Origin of the sequence: [Limnothrix rosea] IAM M-220, from assembly GCF_001904615.1 — a bacterium.
Taxonomy (GTDB): domain Bacteria; phylum Cyanobacteriota; class Cyanobacteriia; order Cyanobacteriales; family MRBY01; genus MRBY01.
Genome location: NZ_MRBY01000004.1, coordinates 77,822 through 96,279 on the forward strand (window position 1 = coordinate 77,822; position 18,458 = coordinate 96,279).

22 protein-coding genes are annotated in these 18,458 nt (G+C 46.1%); 16 read left to right on the top strand and 6 right to left on the bottom strand.

What is annotated here, in order from left to right:
- Window positions 1–23: 23 nt before the first annotated feature.
- Window positions 24–272: a hypothetical protein gene (locus tag NIES208_RS19165; RefSeq protein WP_075889543.1), complete on the bottom strand. Its 249-nt coding sequence runs from the start codon at window positions 270–272 to the stop codon at window positions 24–26.
- A gap of 163 nt (window positions 273–435) precedes the next feature.
- On the opposite strand from NIES208_RS19165, the gene uvrC reads away from it, so the two are divergent.
- Both uvrC and NIES208_RS19585 read left to right on the top strand, forming a co-directional pair.
- Window positions 436–2,310 (top strand): excinuclease ABC subunit UvrC, encoded by a 1,875-nt coding sequence (gene uvrC, locus NIES208_RS02935; RefSeq protein ID WP_075889545.1) that lies wholly within the window; start codon window positions 436–438, stop codon window positions 2,308–2,310.
- 357 nt (window positions 2,311–2,667) lie between these two features.
- Window positions 2,668–2,799 carry a hypothetical protein gene (locus NIES208_RS19585; protein WP_282956260.1) on the top strand — a complete coding sequence of 44 codons (132 nt, stop codon included), beginning with the start codon at window positions 2,668–2,670 and terminating at the stop codon, window positions 2,797–2,799.
- Between the two features lie 97 nt (window positions 2,800–2,896).
- Here the strand turns inward: NIES208_RS19585 and NIES208_RS02940 are convergent, their stop codons facing one another.
- From NIES208_RS02940 to NIES208_RS02950, 3 genes are all read right to left on the bottom strand, one after another.
- On the bottom strand, window positions 2,897–4,300 hold the full coding sequence (locus tag NIES208_RS02940) for an NAD(P)(+) transhydrogenase (Re/Si-specific) subunit beta (RefSeq protein WP_075889547.1): 1,404 nt from the start codon (window positions 4,298–4,300) through the stop codon (window positions 2,897–2,899).
- A 4-nt stretch (window positions 4,301–4,304) separates the two neighbouring features.
- Window positions 4,305–4,595 (bottom strand): NAD(P) transhydrogenase subunit alpha part 2, encoded by a 291-nt coding sequence (locus tag NIES208_RS02945; RefSeq protein WP_075889549.1) that lies wholly within the window; start codon window positions 4,593–4,595, stop codon window positions 4,305–4,307.
- Between the two features lie 61 nt (window positions 4,596–4,656).
- A complete protein-coding gene (locus NIES208_RS02950) occupies window positions 4,657–5,802 on the bottom strand; it encodes a Re/Si-specific NAD(P)(+) transhydrogenase subunit alpha (protein ID WP_075889551.1) in 1,146 nt (381 codons plus the stop codon).
- A 301-nt stretch (window positions 5,803–6,103) separates the two neighbouring features.
- Between NIES208_RS02950 and NIES208_RS02955 the strand changes: the two genes are divergently transcribed.
- The 10 genes from NIES208_RS02955 to NIES208_RS03000 all read left to right on the top strand — a co-directional run bounded on the left by NIES208_RS02955 (window position 6,104) and on the right by NIES208_RS03000 (window position 13,719).
- On the top strand, window positions 6,104–6,892 hold the full coding sequence (locus NIES208_RS02955) for a DUF2808 domain-containing protein (RefSeq protein WP_075889553.1): 789 nt from the start codon (window positions 6,104–6,106) through the stop codon (window positions 6,890–6,892).
- 206 nt (window positions 6,893–7,098) lie between these two features.
- Window positions 7,099–7,236 (top strand): 50S ribosomal protein L34, encoded by a 138-nt coding sequence (gene rpmH, locus NIES208_RS02960; RefSeq protein ID WP_015135185.1) that lies wholly within the window; start codon window positions 7,099–7,101, stop codon window positions 7,234–7,236.
- Window positions 7,237–7,300: 64 nt separating this feature from the next.
- The gene (rnpA, locus tag NIES208_RS02965) at window positions 7,301–7,657 is read left to right on the top strand and encodes a ribonuclease P protein component (protein ID WP_075889555.1); all 357 of its coding nucleotides are present in this window, start codon (window positions 7,301–7,303) and stop codon (window positions 7,655–7,657) included.
- Window positions 7,647–8,039, top strand: a complete 393-nt coding sequence (locus NIES208_RS02970) for a PH domain-containing protein (RefSeq protein ID WP_075889557.1) — start codon at window positions 7,647–7,649, stop codon at window positions 8,037–8,039. Before rnpA ends, NIES208_RS02970 begins: the two co-directional genes overlap by 11 nt.
- Window positions 8,040–8,197: 158 nt before the next feature.
- On the top strand, window positions 8,198–9,358 hold the full coding sequence (gene yidC, locus NIES208_RS02975) for a membrane protein insertase YidC (protein WP_075889559.1): 1,161 nt from the start codon (window positions 8,198–8,200) through the stop codon (window positions 9,356–9,358).
- A 9-nt stretch (window positions 9,359–9,367) separates the two neighbouring features.
- Complete coding sequence (locus NIES208_RS02980; RefSeq protein WP_075889561.1) at window positions 9,368–9,859, top strand: Jag family protein; 492 nt, start codon at window positions 9,368–9,370, stop codon at window positions 9,857–9,859.
- A gap of 122 nt (window positions 9,860–9,981) precedes the next feature.
- Window positions 9,982–10,485, top strand: a complete 504-nt coding sequence (locus tag NIES208_RS02985; protein ID WP_075889563.1) for a YceD family protein — start codon at window positions 9,982–9,984, stop codon at window positions 10,483–10,485.
- Between the two features lie 43 nt (window positions 10,486–10,528).
- Window positions 10,529–12,028: an AAA family ATPase gene (locus tag NIES208_RS02990; RefSeq protein WP_075889565.1), complete on the top strand. Its 1,500-nt coding sequence runs from the start codon at window positions 10,529–10,531 to the stop codon at window positions 12,026–12,028.
- 106 nt (window positions 12,029–12,134) lie between these two features.
- The gene (locus NIES208_RS02995) at window positions 12,135–12,629 is read left to right on the top strand and encodes an SH3 domain-containing protein (protein WP_075889567.1); all 495 of its coding nucleotides are present in this window, start codon (window positions 12,135–12,137) and stop codon (window positions 12,627–12,629) included.
- 127 nt (window positions 12,630–12,756) lie between these two features.
- Window positions 12,757–13,719: a putative bifunctional lysylphosphatidylglycerol flippase/synthetase gene (locus NIES208_RS03000; RefSeq protein WP_084176515.1), complete on the top strand. Its 963-nt coding sequence runs from the start codon at window positions 12,757–12,759 to the stop codon at window positions 13,717–13,719.
- 18 nt (window positions 13,720–13,737) lie between these two features.
- Here NIES208_RS03000 and surE read toward each other — a convergent pair whose 3' ends face one another.
- A complete protein-coding gene (gene surE / locus NIES208_RS03005; RefSeq protein WP_075889569.1) occupies window positions 13,738–14,568 on the bottom strand; it encodes a 5'/3'-nucleotidase SurE in 831 nt (276 codons plus the stop codon).
- A 101-nt stretch (window positions 14,569–14,669) separates the two neighbouring features.
- Here surE and NIES208_RS03010 point away from each other — a divergent pair, with 101 nt between their 5' ends.
- The 4 genes from NIES208_RS03010 to NIES208_RS03025 all read left to right on the top strand — a co-directional run bounded on the left by NIES208_RS03010 (window position 14,670) and on the right by NIES208_RS03025 (window position 17,808).
- Entirely contained in the window at window positions 14,670–15,677 is a 1,008-nt protein-coding gene (locus NIES208_RS03010) for a phenylalanine--tRNA ligase subunit alpha (RefSeq protein ID WP_075889665.1), read from the top strand.
- Window positions 15,678–15,761: 84 nt separating this feature from the next.
- Window positions 15,762–16,325, top strand: coding sequence for a TM2 domain-containing protein (locus NIES208_RS03015; protein ID WP_075889571.1), 564 nt, complete (start codon window positions 15,762–15,764; stop codon window positions 16,323–16,325).
- A gap of 89 nt (window positions 16,326–16,414) precedes the next feature.
- Entirely contained in the window at window positions 16,415–16,753 is a 339-nt protein-coding gene (locus tag NIES208_RS03020; RefSeq protein WP_075889573.1) for a DUF4870 domain-containing protein, read from the top strand.
- Window positions 16,754–16,986: 233 nt separating this feature from the next.
- On the top strand, window positions 16,987–17,808 hold the full coding sequence (locus NIES208_RS03025) for a response regulator transcription factor (protein WP_075889575.1): 822 nt from the start codon (window positions 16,987–16,989) through the stop codon (window positions 17,806–17,808).
- Between the two features lie 223 nt (window positions 17,809–18,031).
- On the opposite strand, the gene NIES208_RS03030 is transcribed toward NIES208_RS03025, so the two are convergent.
- Window positions 18,032–18,406, bottom strand: a complete 375-nt coding sequence (locus NIES208_RS03030) for a hypothetical protein (protein ID WP_075889577.1) — start codon at window positions 18,404–18,406, stop codon at window positions 18,032–18,034.
- Between the last annotated feature and the right edge of the window lie 52 nt (window positions 18,407–18,458).

Genomic DNA, 18,458 nt, shown 5'->3' on the forward strand with positions numbered 1-18,458 from the left:
TATATGTCTAGATAATGTTCAGATTACTCGTACGAATCGTGCATGAGTGCCTCGCTCCACGCTAAAGCCTCAGATTCTCGTCCTGTATCCGCTGCCATTGCACGATATCCCGCTTCAAGTTCAAGCTGTTCGGTCTTTTTTCGTTTGTTGTCCAAACGCTCTTCAAAAAAACAAACGTAATCAAAAATGCTTTGCAGAGCCGAGTCCGAAGGTTCCGAAATTGCCTCAAGCCGTTGCAGTTTACTAATAATTTGTGCTGTGAGGTTACTCATATCTTTCACACTTTATGGCGGTTAAACAATTGTAGCGACCAAGTTGATAAATTTTTCGATACTCGTCCTCTAACTAAAAGCCTTTCTCCCATGGCAAAGTAGAGAGTTTCTATAATAGATTTTGATTCGGAATTTTTAGATTTACTCTGCGATCGCCGACCTAATGACCACGCTTCTCCAAGGACCACTACTAAAAGAACCAGAACGGCTACAACAACGGCTGAAAGAGATTCCGGCGGAACCCGGCGTGTATTTCATGCATAGTCGTCGTGGGGATATTTTGTATATTGGCAAATCGAAGGTCTTGCGCAATCGGGTACGGTCATATTTTCGCAAGTCTCGAACTCACAGCCCGCGCATTGAAATGATGGTGCAGCAGGTGGCAGAAATTGAGTTTATTGTTACCGACACCGAAGCAGAAGCTTTAGCCCTTGAGGCAAATCTCATCAAGCAACACCAGCCTTACTACAATGTTCTGCTGAAAGACGACAAGAAATATCCCTACGTTTGCATCACTTGGTCAGAGGAATATCCCCGCTTTTTTGTGACTCGTAAACGTCACCTCGGAAATAAGGGCGATCGCTACTATGGACCCTACGTCGATAGTCGATTGTTGCGGTATACCTTGGGTTTGATGAAACGGGTTTTTCCGCTACGACAGAGACGCAAACCGTTATTTAAAAATCGCACTTGTCTAAATTACGATATTGGCCGCTGTCCGGGAGTGTGTCAGAAAATTGTGTCGCCGGAGGAATATCGCCAAACGGTACAAAAGGTGGCAATGGTCTTTCAGGGGCGTAGCAATGAGCTGGTTGAAACCCTCACGGAACAAATGATGCTAGCGGCGGAAAATGAACGATTTGAAAAAGCGGCGCAACTGCGGGATCAAATTAAAGCGATTAGTGCCCTCAATGCCGACCAAAAAGTAAGTTTGCCGGATGATCGAGTCTCAAGAGATGCGATCGCCCTCGCAGCAGATGATCACCATTGTGCAATCCAGTTATTTCAAGTGAGAGCGGGTCGATTAGTAGGGCGATTGGGATTTTTTACGGAGCTACCCGAAAATCTTGGCGATGATCGCGAAGTTGAGTACGGCAAAATTTTGCAACATGTCCTCGAAAATCATTATGCCAATGTCGATGGGATAGAAATCCCGTCCGAAATTCTGGTGCAATATCCCCTCCGAGATCAGGAATGGCTGGCTGGATTTTTGGGCGATCGCCGTAATTCTAAAGTGCAAATCATTCAACCGCAGCGACAGCTAAAAGCCGATTTAATCGCGATGGTGGAGCGCAATGCCCAGCACGAATTAAGTCGTACCCAACGGGCAGCGGCTCGCAACCTCGAAGCGATGGAAGATTTAGCGACATTACTGGATCTGCCAGAATTGCCCAAGCGCATCGAAGGCTATGATATTTCCCATATTCAGGGTTCCAATGCGGTGGCTTCCCAGGTTGTATTCATTGACGGTGTGCCAGCCAAACAAGAGTATCGCCGCTACAACATCAAAAATCCGGATATCCATATCGGGCGTTCTGATGACTTTGCAAGTATGGCGGAAGTGTTGCGTCGTCGGTTTCGCAAGGGAATTACCAAAGATGCCCCAGATCTGATCATGATTGACGGTGGTAAAGGTCAACTATCGTCGGTGATGAAAGTGATGGAAGACCTCGATCTCGTCGATAAACTCAATATTGTCAGTCTTGCAAAAAAACAAGAGCAAGTTTATTTTCCCTACGAATCTGAACCCATCAAAAGCAACAAAGAACAACCCGGCATCCAATTGCTGCGCCGTGTGCGAGACGAATCCCACCGTTTTGCCGTCAGTTTCCATCGTCAAAAACGCATGAAATCCAGTCGGCGATCGCAGCTCGATGATATTCCGGGTCTAGGACACCACCGCAAAAAACTTCTACTCGCCCATTTCCATTCCCTTGACTATCTCCGCGAAGCTAAACCGGCTCAAATTGCGGAAGTTAAAGGAATCGGCGATCGTTTAGCCGAAGATATTTACAGCTATTTCCATCCGAAAAATTAGCTTATTCATCAATCAAAAATAGCGATCACATTTGTATAAAAATACTTTTGCAACAGATTAAAAATAACCGTAAAGACTTATGCCAATTCATAAAAGCTTTATCTGAAATAATCATGAGAGAAAAGCCCCAAAACCTTACACAAAAAGCGATTAAGTCATTATTTTAAATGCAAACTTTATCTCCCCTTTAAGTCCAAAAAAGAATTTCTGGACAAATGAGCATTTTTATAGATTATTTTGCGGATATAGATATCCCCAAGCTGGATCTACAGTTTAGATAAGTCCAAAAGCACTAATCAAAAAAAAGCTTTTCATGGGACTTTCGATAACTATTCTTTCTCTATTTGGAGTCCAGCTATGTTAGGTCAGCTAATTGCCGTTTTACAGCTTGCAGGTGTTTTCGCCACATTCCTCGGTGCATACATTTTCTTACTTGAATATTTAATGCCTAGCAGTTCTGATAAGTTGCAGATCTCCACCGAAAAATAATCTCCGAATCAACTCAATCAATATAAAAATCCCTCCTTCGCGATGAAAGAGGGACTTGTTTTATCAACCGGCGGAATGAACCCAGGCTAAAAAAAGACTAAAGTTCCTTCACTTCGGAAGAAATTTTCTCGACCATTTCCTTTGCACTGCCAAAGAGCATCATGGTCTTGTCTTTGAAGAACAATTCGTTCTGAACACCAGAGAAACCGGTATTCATACTGCGCTTAATGACGATTGTGGTCTTTGCTTTGTCCACTTCGAGGATGGGCATGCCGTAAATAGGACTGCCTTTGTCGTGGCGAGCCGCGGGATTGACTACATCGTTTGCACCGATAACCAGAGCCACATCAGTGTTATCAAATTGAGTATTGATATCATCCATGTCGTAGAGCTGGTTGTAGGGCACATTCGCTTCAGCTAAGAGCACATTCATGTGACCGGGCATCCGTCCCGCGACAGGGTGAATAGCGTATTTAACGTCAACGCCTTGCTTCTCTAGCATGTCTGCTAATTCTTTAACGGAATGTTGAGCCTGAGCGACGGCCATACCGTAACCGGGGATGATCACAACGCTGCGGGCATAGCCAAGCATCATGGCGCTTTCTTCGGCATCAACGCTCTTCACTGCGCCGTCGATATCTGCACCTGCGCCGCCGCCTGCTGCTGCGCCGCTATCGCTACCAAAGCCTGCAAAGAGAACGTTGGTAATGGATCGGTTCATGGCTTTACACATGATCTGGGTGAGGATAATCCCGGATGCACCAACCAACGCACCAGCGATGATGAGCATATTGTTGCCGACGACGAAACCTGCGGCACTGGCTGCTAAACCGGAGTAGGAGTTGAGCAGGGAAATGACTACGGGCATATCGCCACCACCGATGGGGATCACGAAAAGTACACCCAAAATCAGGGAGATGCCGACGAGCACGAAGAAAATATTGGGATCGGGATTCAGGAAAAGATAAATGCTTCCGGTTAAAAAGCCGCCTAAAATCCCGAAATTGATGACTGTTTGTGCCGGAAATACGACGGGGCGACCGGGCATTATGCCTTGCAATTTTGCGAAGGCAATAAAGCTACCTGTGAGGGTAACGCCACCAATTAGAACGCCAAGAATGATGGTAATACTGGTGGTAATGCTGATATTTTCGCCGATGGTGAGTAAACGCCAAAATTCGGCGATCGCCACCAATGCAGAAGCCGCACCACCAAGACCATTAAATAAACCCACTAATTGGGGCATATCGGTCATTTCGACTTTTTTCGCCGTGATCAGACCAATCACGGAACCGATGACGATCCCGCCGGCGATCATGCCGTAATTTAAAACCTGCTGATCGAGCAATGTTGCGACGACCGCAAGGAGCATGCCCACTGCCGCCAACTGATTACCGCGCCGGGCTGTGGCCGGAGAACCTAATTTTTTCAGACCGAGAATAAACAGAGAGGCTGCCACAAGGTAGCTCAGCTCAATACCATTTGCTAGAACGCTATCCATTGATTTATGCCTCCTTCTTCTTAAACATTTGCAGCATCCGGTCAGTCACAAGGAAGCCGCCCACAACGTTAATCGTTGCGAATACTACGGCGATCAGACCAAGAATGACGGTGAGGTTAAAGTTTTCGCCCCCGGATACGAGCAGCGCACCGACGACAGCAATACCAGAAATGGCGTTAGCGCCGGACATTAAAGGCGTATGGAGGGTGGGTGGCACTTTGTTGATAAGCTCAAAGCCCACAAAGGAAGCCAGCACGAATACAAACAGACTACTAAGCAGCGTTGCTGTGGTCATGAACAGTAATAACTCCTGTTGAAATTGAACAAATTTTTAGGATTGTTAAAGGCAAGTTGATTTATGCGGTGACGGCGGTTTGGGCGATCGCCCCTTTGACGCGCTCATTGCGCACTTCCCCTTGGTGGGTGACACAAACAGAATCGATAATGTCATCCTCAAAATCGAGATTAATCTCATTTTCGGGGATCAAAAGTTGCAACAATGTCGCCATATTCTTGGCAAACATTTGACTGGCATGGACAGAAACCGTCGAGGGCAAATTAATCGGCGCAATAATTGTCACACCATGTACTTCCACATCGCGACCCGCGACACAACCTTCGCAGTTCCCGCCTTGTTCACCCGCCAAATCAACAATGACAGAACCCGGTTTCATCTCAGCGATCATCGGATCAGTAACCAATACAGGAGCACGTCTACCGGGCACTTGCGCCGTTGTGATCACCACATCTGCTGTCGCCACATGCTTGGCAATTAATTCCTGACTCTTTTTCTTCGAGTCCTCAGAAACTTCCTTGGCATAGCCGCCAGCGGTAGCCGTTTCTTCATTGAGTTCTACCTCAACAAATTTTGCGCCAAGACTCTGGACTTCTTCCTTTACAGCGGGGCGAATATCAAATGCTTCAACCACTGCGCCCAAACGACGGGCGGTGGCGATCGCCTGCAGACCAGCCACACCAGCACCAATAATGAAAACCTTCGCCGGCCGAATTGTGCCCGCTGCCGTCGTTAACATGGGGAAAAACTTGGGGAGTGCCGCCGCCGCCATTAATACAGCCTTATAACCGGCCACACCCGCCTGGGAAGACAAAACATCCATACTTTGGGCACGACTAGTGCGAGGAATCAACTCCATCCCAAGAGCCGTGATTTTTTTCTCCGCAAGCTGCTGAATCACCTCAGGCTGCCCGAGAGGATTGAGCAGGCTGGCAAACATTGACTCCTCTGGCATGATGTCAATTTCTTCGCTGGTGGGGGGAGCCACCTTCACGAGAATGTCTGCATTTTGCCACACAGAAGGGCGATCGCTTTCCACCGTCGCCCCTGCTTGTTGATACGCTTCATCGGTACTCAGAGAAGCATTTCCAGCCCCAGATTCAACAACAATTTCCCAGCCCTTCTTAACGAGGCGAGAAACTTGATCCGGGGTCAGTGCAACTCGGTGTTCTCCGAGAACGCTTTCCCTAGCAACGGCAATTTTCATAGAAACTCCTTGAATGAGACAATAGCTGGGACACTGATGAGAAATATGTGGAGAAACTCAGTTACAACAGACAGAAAACCGAGGCCGCATCACCGATTCTCAACCACAGGACACCGTATTTCCCGTCTGTTCGCAGTGTAGAACCATCCTTTTGGAGAATGGGACTGTCTGTAATGTGTCTTATCAGTTTTTGTAAATCTCTGTTGCGTGGGCACTTCTTTGTCTGAATTTCGTCAAAAGAGTTGCTGAAAATGCAAACTTTAGTCACAATCGGTAACAGATTTTGAAGGCTGTCTCCCCTATGCAACTCCTCCGCTCCTCCCTTTCTCAACTGGCGATCGCCACTACTTTATTAGGCTCCACATGGGCGATCGCTCCCCAAGTCGTTGAAGCCCGCCAACCTTGCGGTTCTTTTACCATTAATTGGGGGGGCACAGTCCGCCAAAGCGATATCCTCAGCTGTGCAGTGGAGTGGAATTCTGGCGCAGGGCGCAGCGATCGCTATTACCTAGACATCAAAAAAAGTAAAATCTCTGACAACTTCCGCACCTTCGAATTGAGCTTTCCCAAAGAATTTGACGGCGAAGTAAACGACGAAAAAATTCGAGTCCGCGTTAATGGCAAAGAAGTAGAACTAGTCACAGAAGAAACCACATGGGATCCCATCGCCGCCCCAATTTTGAGTAATGCCCAACGCACAAGTGATGCCGTGGCCAATATTGAAAACGCCGCCGCACCACAATCCCGCAATACAGGCGGTGAATTAGTCATTGACGAAAATGGCAATTTGGTTTTTGTTACCGACGCTGATATCGCAGAACAACAGGCGATCGCCCTAGAAGAAGCCAATGTAGACATAATGCCCAGCGAAGCCGAACCCGAAGCACAAGAAGACGACGAGCCCCGTAGCCGTTCCCTCTTTATCACCTTGGCCGAACCCCTAGAAGAAGAAAGCGAAGTCGAAATTATCCTTGACGATGTCGACAACCCCTCTAGCGGTGGCATGTATCTCGTCACAGCCTTTGCCCGTAGCCAAGGCGCTCCCCTACCAAGTCGTCTTGGCGCTTGGTTTATTGACGTTGACTTCTAATAAAATTTTGGAGTTACATTGCCATTAGATCACCAAGCAATATGATGTCAGCCTAATCTCACAAAAAAAAGCAAAAGCTTTTAGCAAACTTGACATCAAAGGTATAATGGCAAGCTGTCGCTTTTATGTGGAAAACTAGAACTACAAGATTAGCCGACACCTACACCGAACCAATCATCAAGAAATTAAGGAGGACTTCGTAAGTTATGACTAAGCGAACCCTAGGCGGTACAGTCCGCAAACAAAAGAGAACATCCGGCTTCCGTGCTCGTATGCGTAGCCATACCGGCAAAAACGTTATTCGGGCGCGCCGCAAAAAAGGTCGTCATCGTCTCAGCGTCTAATCGCACTAAATAGAATCATTTATTTTAGTGGGGGGACAAAAAGCGTCTCCTTCACTCAGTTTTTGTGGGACTTCCGAAAGCACATCGGCTTAAAAATTGGCGAGATTTCCGAACAGTTTATAAACAAGGCAAGCGGTTTCACGGTCAGCAGCTCGTTTTAATTGTTCACCAAACGACTCTTGCCAAACAACCAACTCAAATTGGCATTAGCATTAGCCGAAAAGTAAGCAAAAAGGCCGTGGTTCGTAATAAAATCAAGCGCCGCCTCCGCCATATTTGCCGACTGTTTTTACCCAACATGAAGCACCATTGGCAAGTGATCATCATTGTGCGTTCGGACGCCGCGAAATGCGAATATGAAGATTTTTTGCGAGAATTAAAACAGTTATTGATAAAAGCCGAGGTGCTTTATGGGCATTAAAGAAGACGTTATCTATGAAGGTGGCCCCCATATTGGTGATCTAATCATCAGTATTTTGATGGGATTTACCTTGATTTTCCTCCCTCTAACCGTCGGGGCAGTTGTGCGAGCGCTCTGGCTACGTTACCGCATCACATCCCGTCGTATTTCTGTTACGGGGGGCTGGAATGGCCGTGATCGTACAGATATTATTTACAGTGAAGTCCGTAAAGTTGCTAAGATTCCCCGTGGTCTGGGTTTGTATGGCGACCTCATTGTGACTCTCCAGGATGGTAGTCGTCTTGAGCTGCGCTCTATGCCAAAATTTCGTGAAATTTATGACCACATTGCCCAGAAAGCATCGGATCGCACTGGTGTTCCCATTGAGGCGATCGCCGCTTAATTTCCAATTAAAATTGATTAATAACAAATAACTTGTAGGGGAATTACGACTCAAGCGACGGTAATTCCCCATCATTTTTTTTATACGCCATTTAAAAACAGCAACTAAAACACTTAAACTGGCATTATCAGCTCACAGTTAGACAAATAATCAGAAGCATGGATTTTGGGATCGGATTTTTATCGAATAATGTGATGTTGCCAATCCTAGATTTTTTCTATGGGATTGTGCCGAGTTACGGCTTTGCAATTATCGCCCTTACACTTGTCATTCGTTTTGCCGTGTATCCTCTAAGCGCAAAATCGATTCGCAGCATGAGACGCACGAAGATCACACAGCCGCTTATGCAGAAGCGTGTCAAGGAGATCCAAGAGCGCTACAAAAACGAACCTGCAAAGCAGCAGGAAGCGATGTCAGCCGTTTACAAAGAATTTGGGAATCCCCTCGCTGGTTGTCTGCCCATTCTTTTACAAATGCCGATTTTGTTTGCTCTGTTTGCGACGTTACGCGGCACACCCTTTGCCAATATTAACTACACTGCCAATATTCAAGTTCTCCCTAGCGAGAAAATGGAACAGGTACAGACTCAACCGACAACGGTTAAAACTCAAAATGTTTATTTTGATAGCAGCGTTCACTACCCCATTACCTTGTCTCTTCCTACGGGGAACAAAGTGGGTGTTGGTGAAGAGATTCAGCTGGCACTACAGAGTAAAGAAGGCAGACCCTACAGTGCGATCGCCGCAGAATTTCCAGACAACGATGTACATCCTCAATTTGAAATTATTAAGGGTCAAGAACATCTACAGCTCAATGATGACGGTAGCTTGATTGCTTTAGAGCCGGGTGATGCAACGGTACAGGTTACAATCCCTGGTATCGCAGCAGATAACGGTTTCTTGTTTATCGAAGCCCTCGGCCGTATTGGTGTGAAAGGTGAAGATGGCATCCACTGGGACATCCTTGGAATGGTGTTATTCTTCGGTGTGAGCTTGTACATTAACCAGACTATTTCTGGTGGCGCGCAGCAATCTGATGCTGGCGGCGATGAGAAAGCCCAAGCTCAACAGGCAGTTAATAAGGTGACCCCTCTCATCTTTTCCGGGATGTTTTTATTCTTCCCCCTTCCGGCTGGTGTATTGATGTACATGACGATCGCCAATGCTTTCCAAACGGTACAGACTTTTATTTTGACGAAGGAACCCCTTCCCGAAAATCTCCAGAAGCTCCTTGATGAGCAAGAAAAAGCCAATAAGGGTCGCGAGACTTTACCCTTTGAGCGCAAAGGCTCCAAACGCAAAGAAAAGACGTCAGGATAAATTTGAGAAATGAGTGATACCAAAATCCAGCAGGGTCAGCAATGGTTAGAGAAATTACTGCAATTAATCGCGCTACCTGCTTCTGTAACCGCTGAAGTACAACCTGAGGCTGAGGGCGGTGAAGGCTTCTGGCTGAAAATTAGCCATGAAGATTTATCGGAGGCGCAAATTATGCGTTTAATCGGTGAGCGAGGTGCCAATATTGACGCATTGCAATATCTCACCAACATTACCCTCAACCATGGTCTTCCGAAGGAGGAACAACATCCGTTTACCGTGGATATTGGGAATTATCGTCAAAAACGTTTGTCTGAGTTGCAGGCGATCGCCGATGACGTTGCCCAGCGAGTGCAGGCCACTGGTGAAGAGGAGGAAATTGAAAATTTATCCTCCGCCGAACGCCGTCAAATGCATACCTTTTTTAAAGAATTTGGTAACCTCGATACCGAGAGTCGTGGCCAAGAGCCCCACCGTAATTTAGTGGTGAGTCTTAAAGGCTAATTCCAATTTTTTAGAAATTTTAGAGTTTTGAATTTACCGAAGCGGGCATTGACCCGCTTTTTTCTATGGAGATTTACGGTAGGATAGGGTCTGTAATGCTCTAGATTAAGGAGTTTCACGGGATGGAACCCATTTTTATTCCTCGTTTACTAAAGGCCCCCCAGCAGCAAGAAGTTTTACAAGTAGACGAGAATCTCACTGATTTAGAGACCCTCACCCCTGTGCGCGGTGCAATGACCGTTGCCCATCGCCAAACCTATCTAGAGGTATCGGGCAAAGCTGCTGCCATTGTCACCCTTGTGTGTGACCGCTGTTTACAGAATTACAATACTCGCTTGCAAGTGGAGACCACCGAACTCATTTGGTTGCAACGTCCCCATGAGGCCAAAGACCTACCCAGTGAACGGGAAGTAAGCCTTGATGACCTAGAAGAATCCGTTGATCCCCACGGCTATTTCAACCCTGAAACATGGCTATATGAGCAGTTTTGTTTAGAGATGCCCCTCCGCAAAGTTTGCGACCCTGAACATTGCCAAGGTGCGGATACGACCGAGAGTGATAAAGAACCTCCGGTTGATGCGCGTTGGGCGAAACTGGCTGATCTAAAGCAACAACTTTCTTCGTAATTGTTATCTTATTAATCTCTTATTGCAGCCTATTATTCGCCTTATGTCTAAAGCCTTTCGTGAAGAGTTCAAGTTACTCCTGCGAGCTTGCTATCCACTACTTTACGTCCCGACCTTAGAGGAAGAGCGGGTCGAAATGGCGATCGCCGACTGCGTTAAAAATTTGCAAAACCGCACAGTGTATCGATGGGATTTTGTCGATGGCTACCAAGATAATCCCAATAGTATGGGGGCGGGGAAACGGAATCCGTTACAAGCTTTAGAATTTATTGAAAAATTACCGAGTAATGTCGGTGGTGTATTTATTCTGCGAGATTTTCAGCGGTTTTTAGAAGATATTTCCATTGCCCGCAAATTACGAAATTTAGCCCGTCGCCTCAAGTCAGAACCCAAAAATATTGTCATTGTCGCCCCGGAGATTAATATTCCCGCTGATCTACGGGAAACCTTGACTATTCTTAAATTTCCACTACCTGATGCTAGTGAGATTCGTGCAGAAATTGAGCGGCTATTACAATCTATTGGTCAGAATCCTAGCAGCATCTTAATGGATGAATTGGTGCGGGCAGCCCAGGGTTTATCTTTGGAGCGCATTCGGCGGGTGTTGACGCAAATTTTGGCGAGTGGCACTGCGATTACTGAGGAGGATGTGGAGTTGATTTTGGCGGAAAAGCGCCAGTCGATCCAGCAAACGCAAATTCTTGATTTCTATCCCGCGAAGGAGGAAATTACGGATATTGGTGGCCTCGATAATCTGAAGGAATGGTTATTACGGCGAGGCAGTGCCTTTAGTCCTAAAGCGCGACAGTATGGCTTGCCCTATCCTCGTGGTCTATTGCTTGTGGGCATTCAGGGTACGGGGAAGTCTTTGACTGCGAAGGCGATCGCCCACCATTGGCACTTACCGTTATTGCGCCTCGATGTGGGTCGGTTATTTGCGGGGTTAGTGGGGGAATCAGAATCTCGTACTCGACAAATGATCGAACTCGCGGAGGCTTTAGCCCCTTGCATTCTCTGGATCGATGAAATTGATAAAGCCTTTGCCGGCACTGATAGCAAGGGAGATGGTGGGACAACCAGTCGCGTTTTTGGTACATTCATCACTTGGCTAGCGGAAAAGCAAAGCCCTGTCTTTGTCGTCGCGACGGCGAATCAAATTCATCAACTGCCGCCAGAAATGTTGCGTAAGGGACGTTTTGACGAAATCTTTTTTGTTGGTTTGCCGAATCAAGAAGAACGGGAAGCAATTTTTAATGTGCACCTCACTCGTCTACGTCCCCATAATGTAAAAAGCTACGACATTAAGCGTCTTGCCTATGAAACGCCTGATTTTTCTGGGGCAGAAATTGAACAAACCCTCATTGAAGCAATGCACCTCGGCTTTAGTCAGGATCGTGATTTTACTACGGATGATGTGCTAGAAGCTGCTAGTCAAATTATTCCATTGGCTCGTACAGCGAAGGAGCAGATCGAATTTTTACAAAACTGGGTTGCCTCTGGTAAAGCTCGCCTTGCTTCTCGTAAAAGTTTTCTGCCGTCCTAGATTTTTCAAGTCCTCCTCTATAATGCCTAGATAATTTCTAAATTAATCTTTGTAAATTAATCTTTTAAAAATTTCTATTAAGGGCGATCGCCTTGGAGCAAAGCGTATGAGTATTTCGGGCTTTTTTCAATTTATTTTCGGCTTTATTCTTGGTGTTTTATTGCTGGTGGCGGGTAGTGTTGGTGCGGCCTATTACTTTTTTAATCGCATGGCTTCAGCTCCCCCAAAACCTGTGTTTTCTGAGCAAATTCCGTCCACTCCTGTGGAAGAAACCCCTGAACCTGCAGCAACTGAGACACCAGCAGAAACCACTGAGACGGAGACGGCTGAGCCTGAGGCAACTGAAACGGAAGAAACTGAAGAGGAGGCGGCAGATGAAGATGAACTGCCAGAGGGAGCTTTCGAAGCGCGGGTGACTTGGTCTAGTGGCTTGAGTTTGCGGGCGGAGCCGGATCTTAATGCGTCGCGCATTGGTGGTGTGGATTACAATGAAGAGCTGCTTGTGCTTGAGGCGAGTGATGATGGTGTTTGGCAGAAAGTCCGTACTCAGGGTGGTGCTGAAGCTTGGGTCAAAGCGGGTAATGTTGAAAGGTTAAATTAATACTGAAATTAATTGTGCAATGAATTATGTGCAATGAATGAATTTTGTCATTGCTCGGCGATCGCCCTATTTTTTTAGCTTAAGTTGTTAGTTGTTGTGCTTGAATGGGCAATTTGCCTATGATGAAATGCCCCTGGGAATAAAGCCAAAATTACAATCGCGGCGCTCTAAAGTTTGGCAACGGATTTTATCGGGTTTAAGTTTACTGATTTGTTTGGTGGCGATCGCCGTTGTTTATCAGGGTCTAAAGGATACGGACTGGGGATTAGTCTGGGCAAATTTAAATCAGATTTCCCTTGGCAAATTAGCTTTAACGCTGATTTTTGTAACCTGTAGCTACGGGGCGATCGCCTGCTATGACGTTTTAGCCTTTCGCTATATCCGCCAAAAATTAGCTTTGCGGAAAATTATGTTTGCGGGATTGATCACCTATGCCATTAGTCCCAATGTCGGCTTTGCTTTTTTGTCTGGCGGTGTGTTGCGTTATCGCTTATATCGTCACTGGCAAATTTCTAACGTGGCGATCGCCAAAATCATTGCTTTTACCAATGCCAGTTTGTGGGTCGGTCTGCTCCCCGTAGCTGGTTTTATTTTTGTCGTTACAGAGTTTTCATTACCAGAAGCCCTTGATGACTCTTTTTCACTGATTTCTCCGCCGGAACTGGGTGTGATTTTTTTAGGGATTGCAGCAATTTATTTATTACTCGTACGGTATTTGCCTCAACCTTTGCAATGGCGACAATACAGTCTTGAACTGCCTTCTTTCAAACTAACTCTCCAACAAATTGCTGTTTTCGTCTTCGACTGGGGCTTTGCCGCCTTGGCTTTACATTTTTTGCTAGGAAATCCGATCAAATTTCCCTTCTTTTTTGGGGTCTATGTCATGGCCATGGTCGTCGGTCTGATCAGTGCTGTGCCCGGCGGTTTGGGCGTGTTTGAGACGATGATTGTTTTTTTTCTAGAGCCGCTGCAAAGCCAAGAAAATCTGTTGACGGGGTTAATCGCTTTTCGCTGCCTCTATTATTTTTTGCCTTTTACAGTGGCAGTTGCTGCGTTAATTGGCTTTGAGGTGAGACAGCGTGTGTCATAACATGAGGTAGAAAATCCCTTAGCTCAGCCAAGCTGTTTGGGATAGAGCTTGAATTGTTTGTACGTCATTCATGATGTATTGCAACGGGGTAATGGTAATAAAGCCCTCGGCGATCGCCTCCACATCCGAAGGAATTGATTCCGGCACATTACTATTACAAACATCCGGCTGGGGCAACTCTTCGATCACTTCTCCCGCCAGCCAATAATAAACCTTGCCCCGTGGGTCATGGCGCTTTTGAAATTGCTCGATGTAACGGCGTAACCCCTGGCGCGTAATTTTTGCCCCCTTAATTTGATCACTCGGTAAATCTGGAACATTGACATTGAGGAGTACAGCTGGGGCGATCGCCTGTCGCGGCAGCCGTTGTAACAGACGACAAGCAAAATCAGCCGCCGGTTGAAAATTATGACTAGCACTCGAAAGACTAAACGCGATACTCGGAATCCCCTCAAGCAAACCCTCCATCGCTGCCGAAACCGTACCCGAATACAGCACGTCAGTACCAAGATTTGAGCCATGATTAATACCCGACAACACAAAATCAGGCTTTTCTGCAATCACAGCACTTAAACCAAACTTGACGCAATCCGAAGGCGTGCCCGAACAAGACCAAGCGACCACCTCCGGACTAAAAATCCCCTCGACCATCTCCGTATGAATGGGGCGATGTAGCGTTAAACCATGACCCGTCGCCGAACGCTCCCGATCCGGACAAACGACCGTCACGCGATGACCCGCTGCCGCTAGGGTATTGGCAAGGACACGGATGCCGAGGGCGGAGATACCATCATCATTACTAACCAAAATATTAAATTGTTGTTGCTGAACGGAAGGCACAGATGGCATGGACTTATCTAGACAGAATTGACATGTTTTATTATCGGGGAAGGTTTACACTTGTAAGGTCTTAAAATTATTAATTGAGTTTAGTCCTAAATCCTGTTGGCATGACCACTTCTACTTTGACCCAAATTGAATCGGATCTACAAACGCTACAACAAGAGGCCGAGGCGGCGATCGCCACTGTCGCAGATTTAGATGAACTCGACAAATTACGGGTCAGTTTTTTAGGAAAAAAGGGCAAGCTCTCACAAATTTTACGGGGCATGGGTAAGCTCTCCGCCGAAGAACGCCCCAAGGTTGGAGCCGTTGCGAACCAAGTGAAAGAAGGTTTGCAAGGTCAGCTGGAAGCAAAATTAGACGAACTCCAACAGGCAAAAATCGAGGCGCAGCTCAAGGCCGAAACTCTTGATGTGACCATGCCCGGTGTGGGTCGCCCCCTCGGCCACAAACATCCCCTCCAAAGTACCATTGACCGTGTGCTCGATATTTTTGTGGGCTTAGGCTATACCGTCGCAGAAGGCCCCCAAGTGGAGTCGGACTATTACAATTTTGAGGCGCTGAATACACCGCCTGACCACCCTGCCCGCGATATGCAGGATACATTTTATCTCCCCGGCGATCGCCTGTTGCGCACCCACACCTCTTCCGTGCAGATTCGCCACATGGAAAATAACGAGCCGCCCATTCGCATTGTTGCGCCCGGTCGAGTCTATCGCCGTGACACCGTTGATGCCACCCACTCCGCCGTTTTCCACCAAATTGAAATTTTAGCCATCGATAAAAAGATTAACTTTGGCGACCTCAAGGGAACCCTCAAAGCTTTTTTCCAAGAATTAATGGGCGCAGACACCGAAGTTTTATTGCGAGCTAGCTATTTTCCCTTCACAGAGCCTTCCGCTGAATTTGACGTGAAGTGGCGCGGTAAGTGGCTAGAAATGGGCGGTTGCGGCATGGTGGATCCCAATGTCCTTAAGGCTGTCGGCTACGACCCCGAAGTTTATTCTGGTTTCGCCGCGGGTTTTGGGGCAGAACGCATTGCCATGGTCTTACACAAGCTTGATGATATTCGCCACCTTTACAACAGCGACATGCGTTTTTTAAGTCAGTTCTAAACTACGACCAAAAGTTTTTTGAGTCAGTTCTAAAATAGAAAGCGGGGGCGATCGCCTCCGCATAGATTTGACTCTTCATCATTCATGAAAAATAAGAACTCAGCAGCGATCCTGTCTTTTTTCCTCGGCGGCGTTGGAGTCCATAAATTTTATCTAGGCGAAACTGGCTGGGGCATTGTTTATGCCATTTTCTTCTGGACATACATACCTACCCTAGCTGGCTTAGTCGAAGCATTATTACTGCTGAGTATGCCCCAAGCTGACTTTGACCGCAAATACAATAGTAAAAGTTTGATCGGCTATGAATCCCGTCGTCTCACCAACAATTACGGCGATGTGCCGCAAGTGATTGTCAATATTAATGGCGAACAAGCGGTTTCGACAGAGTACCGAAAACCGACAGAACGCTCCCCGGTTCAAACGAGTAATGTGAGTGATGAGGCGATCGCCGCCGAAAAAATTGACCGTCGCATCCTCAAACTTTGCCTCAATAAAGGTGAAATCACCTTACTAGACTGTTTCATTGAAATTGAAGATGTGCCTAGAAGCATTATTGAAACCCGCCTTGAAAACTTAGTCCGCTCTGAATTTTTACAAATTGGCAATCGTGCTAGCGACGGTAAAATCATCTATCGACTCGATAATTAAAAACGAATCACTACAATCGACTAAATTCCTTTTTATTTCATCCGAACATCAAGATTACGCCATTTATCCCTAATTTAATAAACCGAACCATGACTTTTGATCCTGATAAAAGAAAACTCCTTTCCGCCCTGTGCCACGGCGCAACCTTTATCAACTACACCGGTTTATCCATTGGTATCCCCATTGCCATTTTATTAACCACAGATGATCCAGTTGTTAAAGTCAATGCCCGCGAATCCCTAAATTTTCACTTCAATATGTGGATTTATTTTGCCATTGGTGCGGTTACAACCGTTCTCTTGATTGGCTTTTTGATTATAGGCTTAGCTGCCCTCGCAAGTTTTATTATGCCGATAATTGCGATTTTGGCGATTTTTAACAACGAAGATACGCCCTATAAATATCCATTTATTTTCCATTTCCTTTAGAAACAAAAGACATTTATTGCCTATTTTTTTAGGAAGACAGCTCCGATAGCTTACTTCAAGTCGTACAACTAAAACTTGTCTTAATGGCGATCGCCAACCCATGGCGAACATCTCTATTCCCCAACAACCTTTCACATACTAGAAAACCGCCAGAGACGTAACCCCTGTTACAGTCTGACAACATCAAATTTGCTAAAGTTACTATATCAATCGCATGGAAGTCAAAATCTGTCGTGACTTTAATCTCTGTTGCTATTATCGAAGGAAATCCTCATCTGAGGTCTTTATTGGGATGGCACTTGCAGCAAGCTGACTATGCTATTTATCAAGCTGCAAACCTTCAGCAATCCCGTAGGATTTTTGAGCAGCATATGCCCTCTTTGGTTTTATTAGATCTAGATCTTTCTGATGGCAACGGTCTCGACCTTTGTCGTTGGTTGCGTCAAAATACTCAGGCGATCATTCTCATCCTGTCGGCAAAAAATACTGAAAAAGATATTGTCCAAGGCCTCAAAGCAGGCGCTGACGACTATCTCACTAAGCCTTTTGGTATGCAAGAACTGCTTGCCCGGGTAGAAGCCCTAACGCGGCGCATACATGCTGCAGCGGCTCCACTGCAACTAGACTATGGCGAACTGCGCATTGATTTAGTCCAGAGACGTGTTTTATTCAGAGGGAATTACATTGACCTAACACCCCAAGAGTTTAGCTTGCTGTATGTCTTGGCGCAGGCTGATGGTGAACCCCTCAGTCGTTCGGAGCTGCTACAGAGGGCTTGGCCAGATGCCATCGACAACCCCCGTACTATTGATACCCATGTGTTGTCTCTACGCAAAAAAATTGAGCGTGACCCAAGACAACCGAATTTGATTCAAACTGTACGAAATGTTGGTTATCGTTTCAATCCTGATGTTGTTAATCCTGCTACTGCTAGTAATTTTAGTGGACCGGCATCTACTGCTAGTCGGACTGAGTCTTCCCAGCCGATGCCACAGCACCAGAAGCGTCAAATGAAGCGACGTATACCGATTAGGGAGCTTGTTAATCACGTGTAGGAGATTTGATTGGGCTGGCTTTAAGTTGGCTTGTCTTTGTTAGTTCATTATTTATGGTTTCATGGGCGGGTATTCCTTTTGGTTTATGGGAATGTCCGTTTTTTTTGTTGGGGATATAAAGGTTTTATGGAGGCATGATAGTTTGGTTTGGAAATTTTTAAAATCTGGTTTTTTTCTTGACCAAGGTATTAGCTTCTTTGATTTTTTTATTAATGTTTCTTTATCAATTTTTTGTGTCGGTAATGGTGAAAGGTTTATCGCCTCCGTAAAAAAATAGGGCGATCGCCTTTAGGCTCCACTTGAGTGGATTGAGGGAAAACTTGTTTGCCAGAATGTTTGCAAATATATCAAATATATGGGTCGGTAAAAGGCCATGGAGAAAGGGCAAATAAAAGCTTTTTTTACCGAGTCGAAGAATAGCGGGGAAATTTGATTGTGCTGCGGCATTAACTAATTGTTTTGCGAAAACTTCAGTGGGAGTTGAATCTACTTGGGAGGCTTGGGGTCGCCTCGGTATCGCGTCTTTAATTTTTTTGTCGCCGATCCCCGATGAAGTGCCTGTGATGAGCGCCACTTTTTGAGGCGATTTTATTGCCATAGCTTCCTGCGAAACGATTATCTCAAAATTAGCTTGATATACTTTGGAGCGG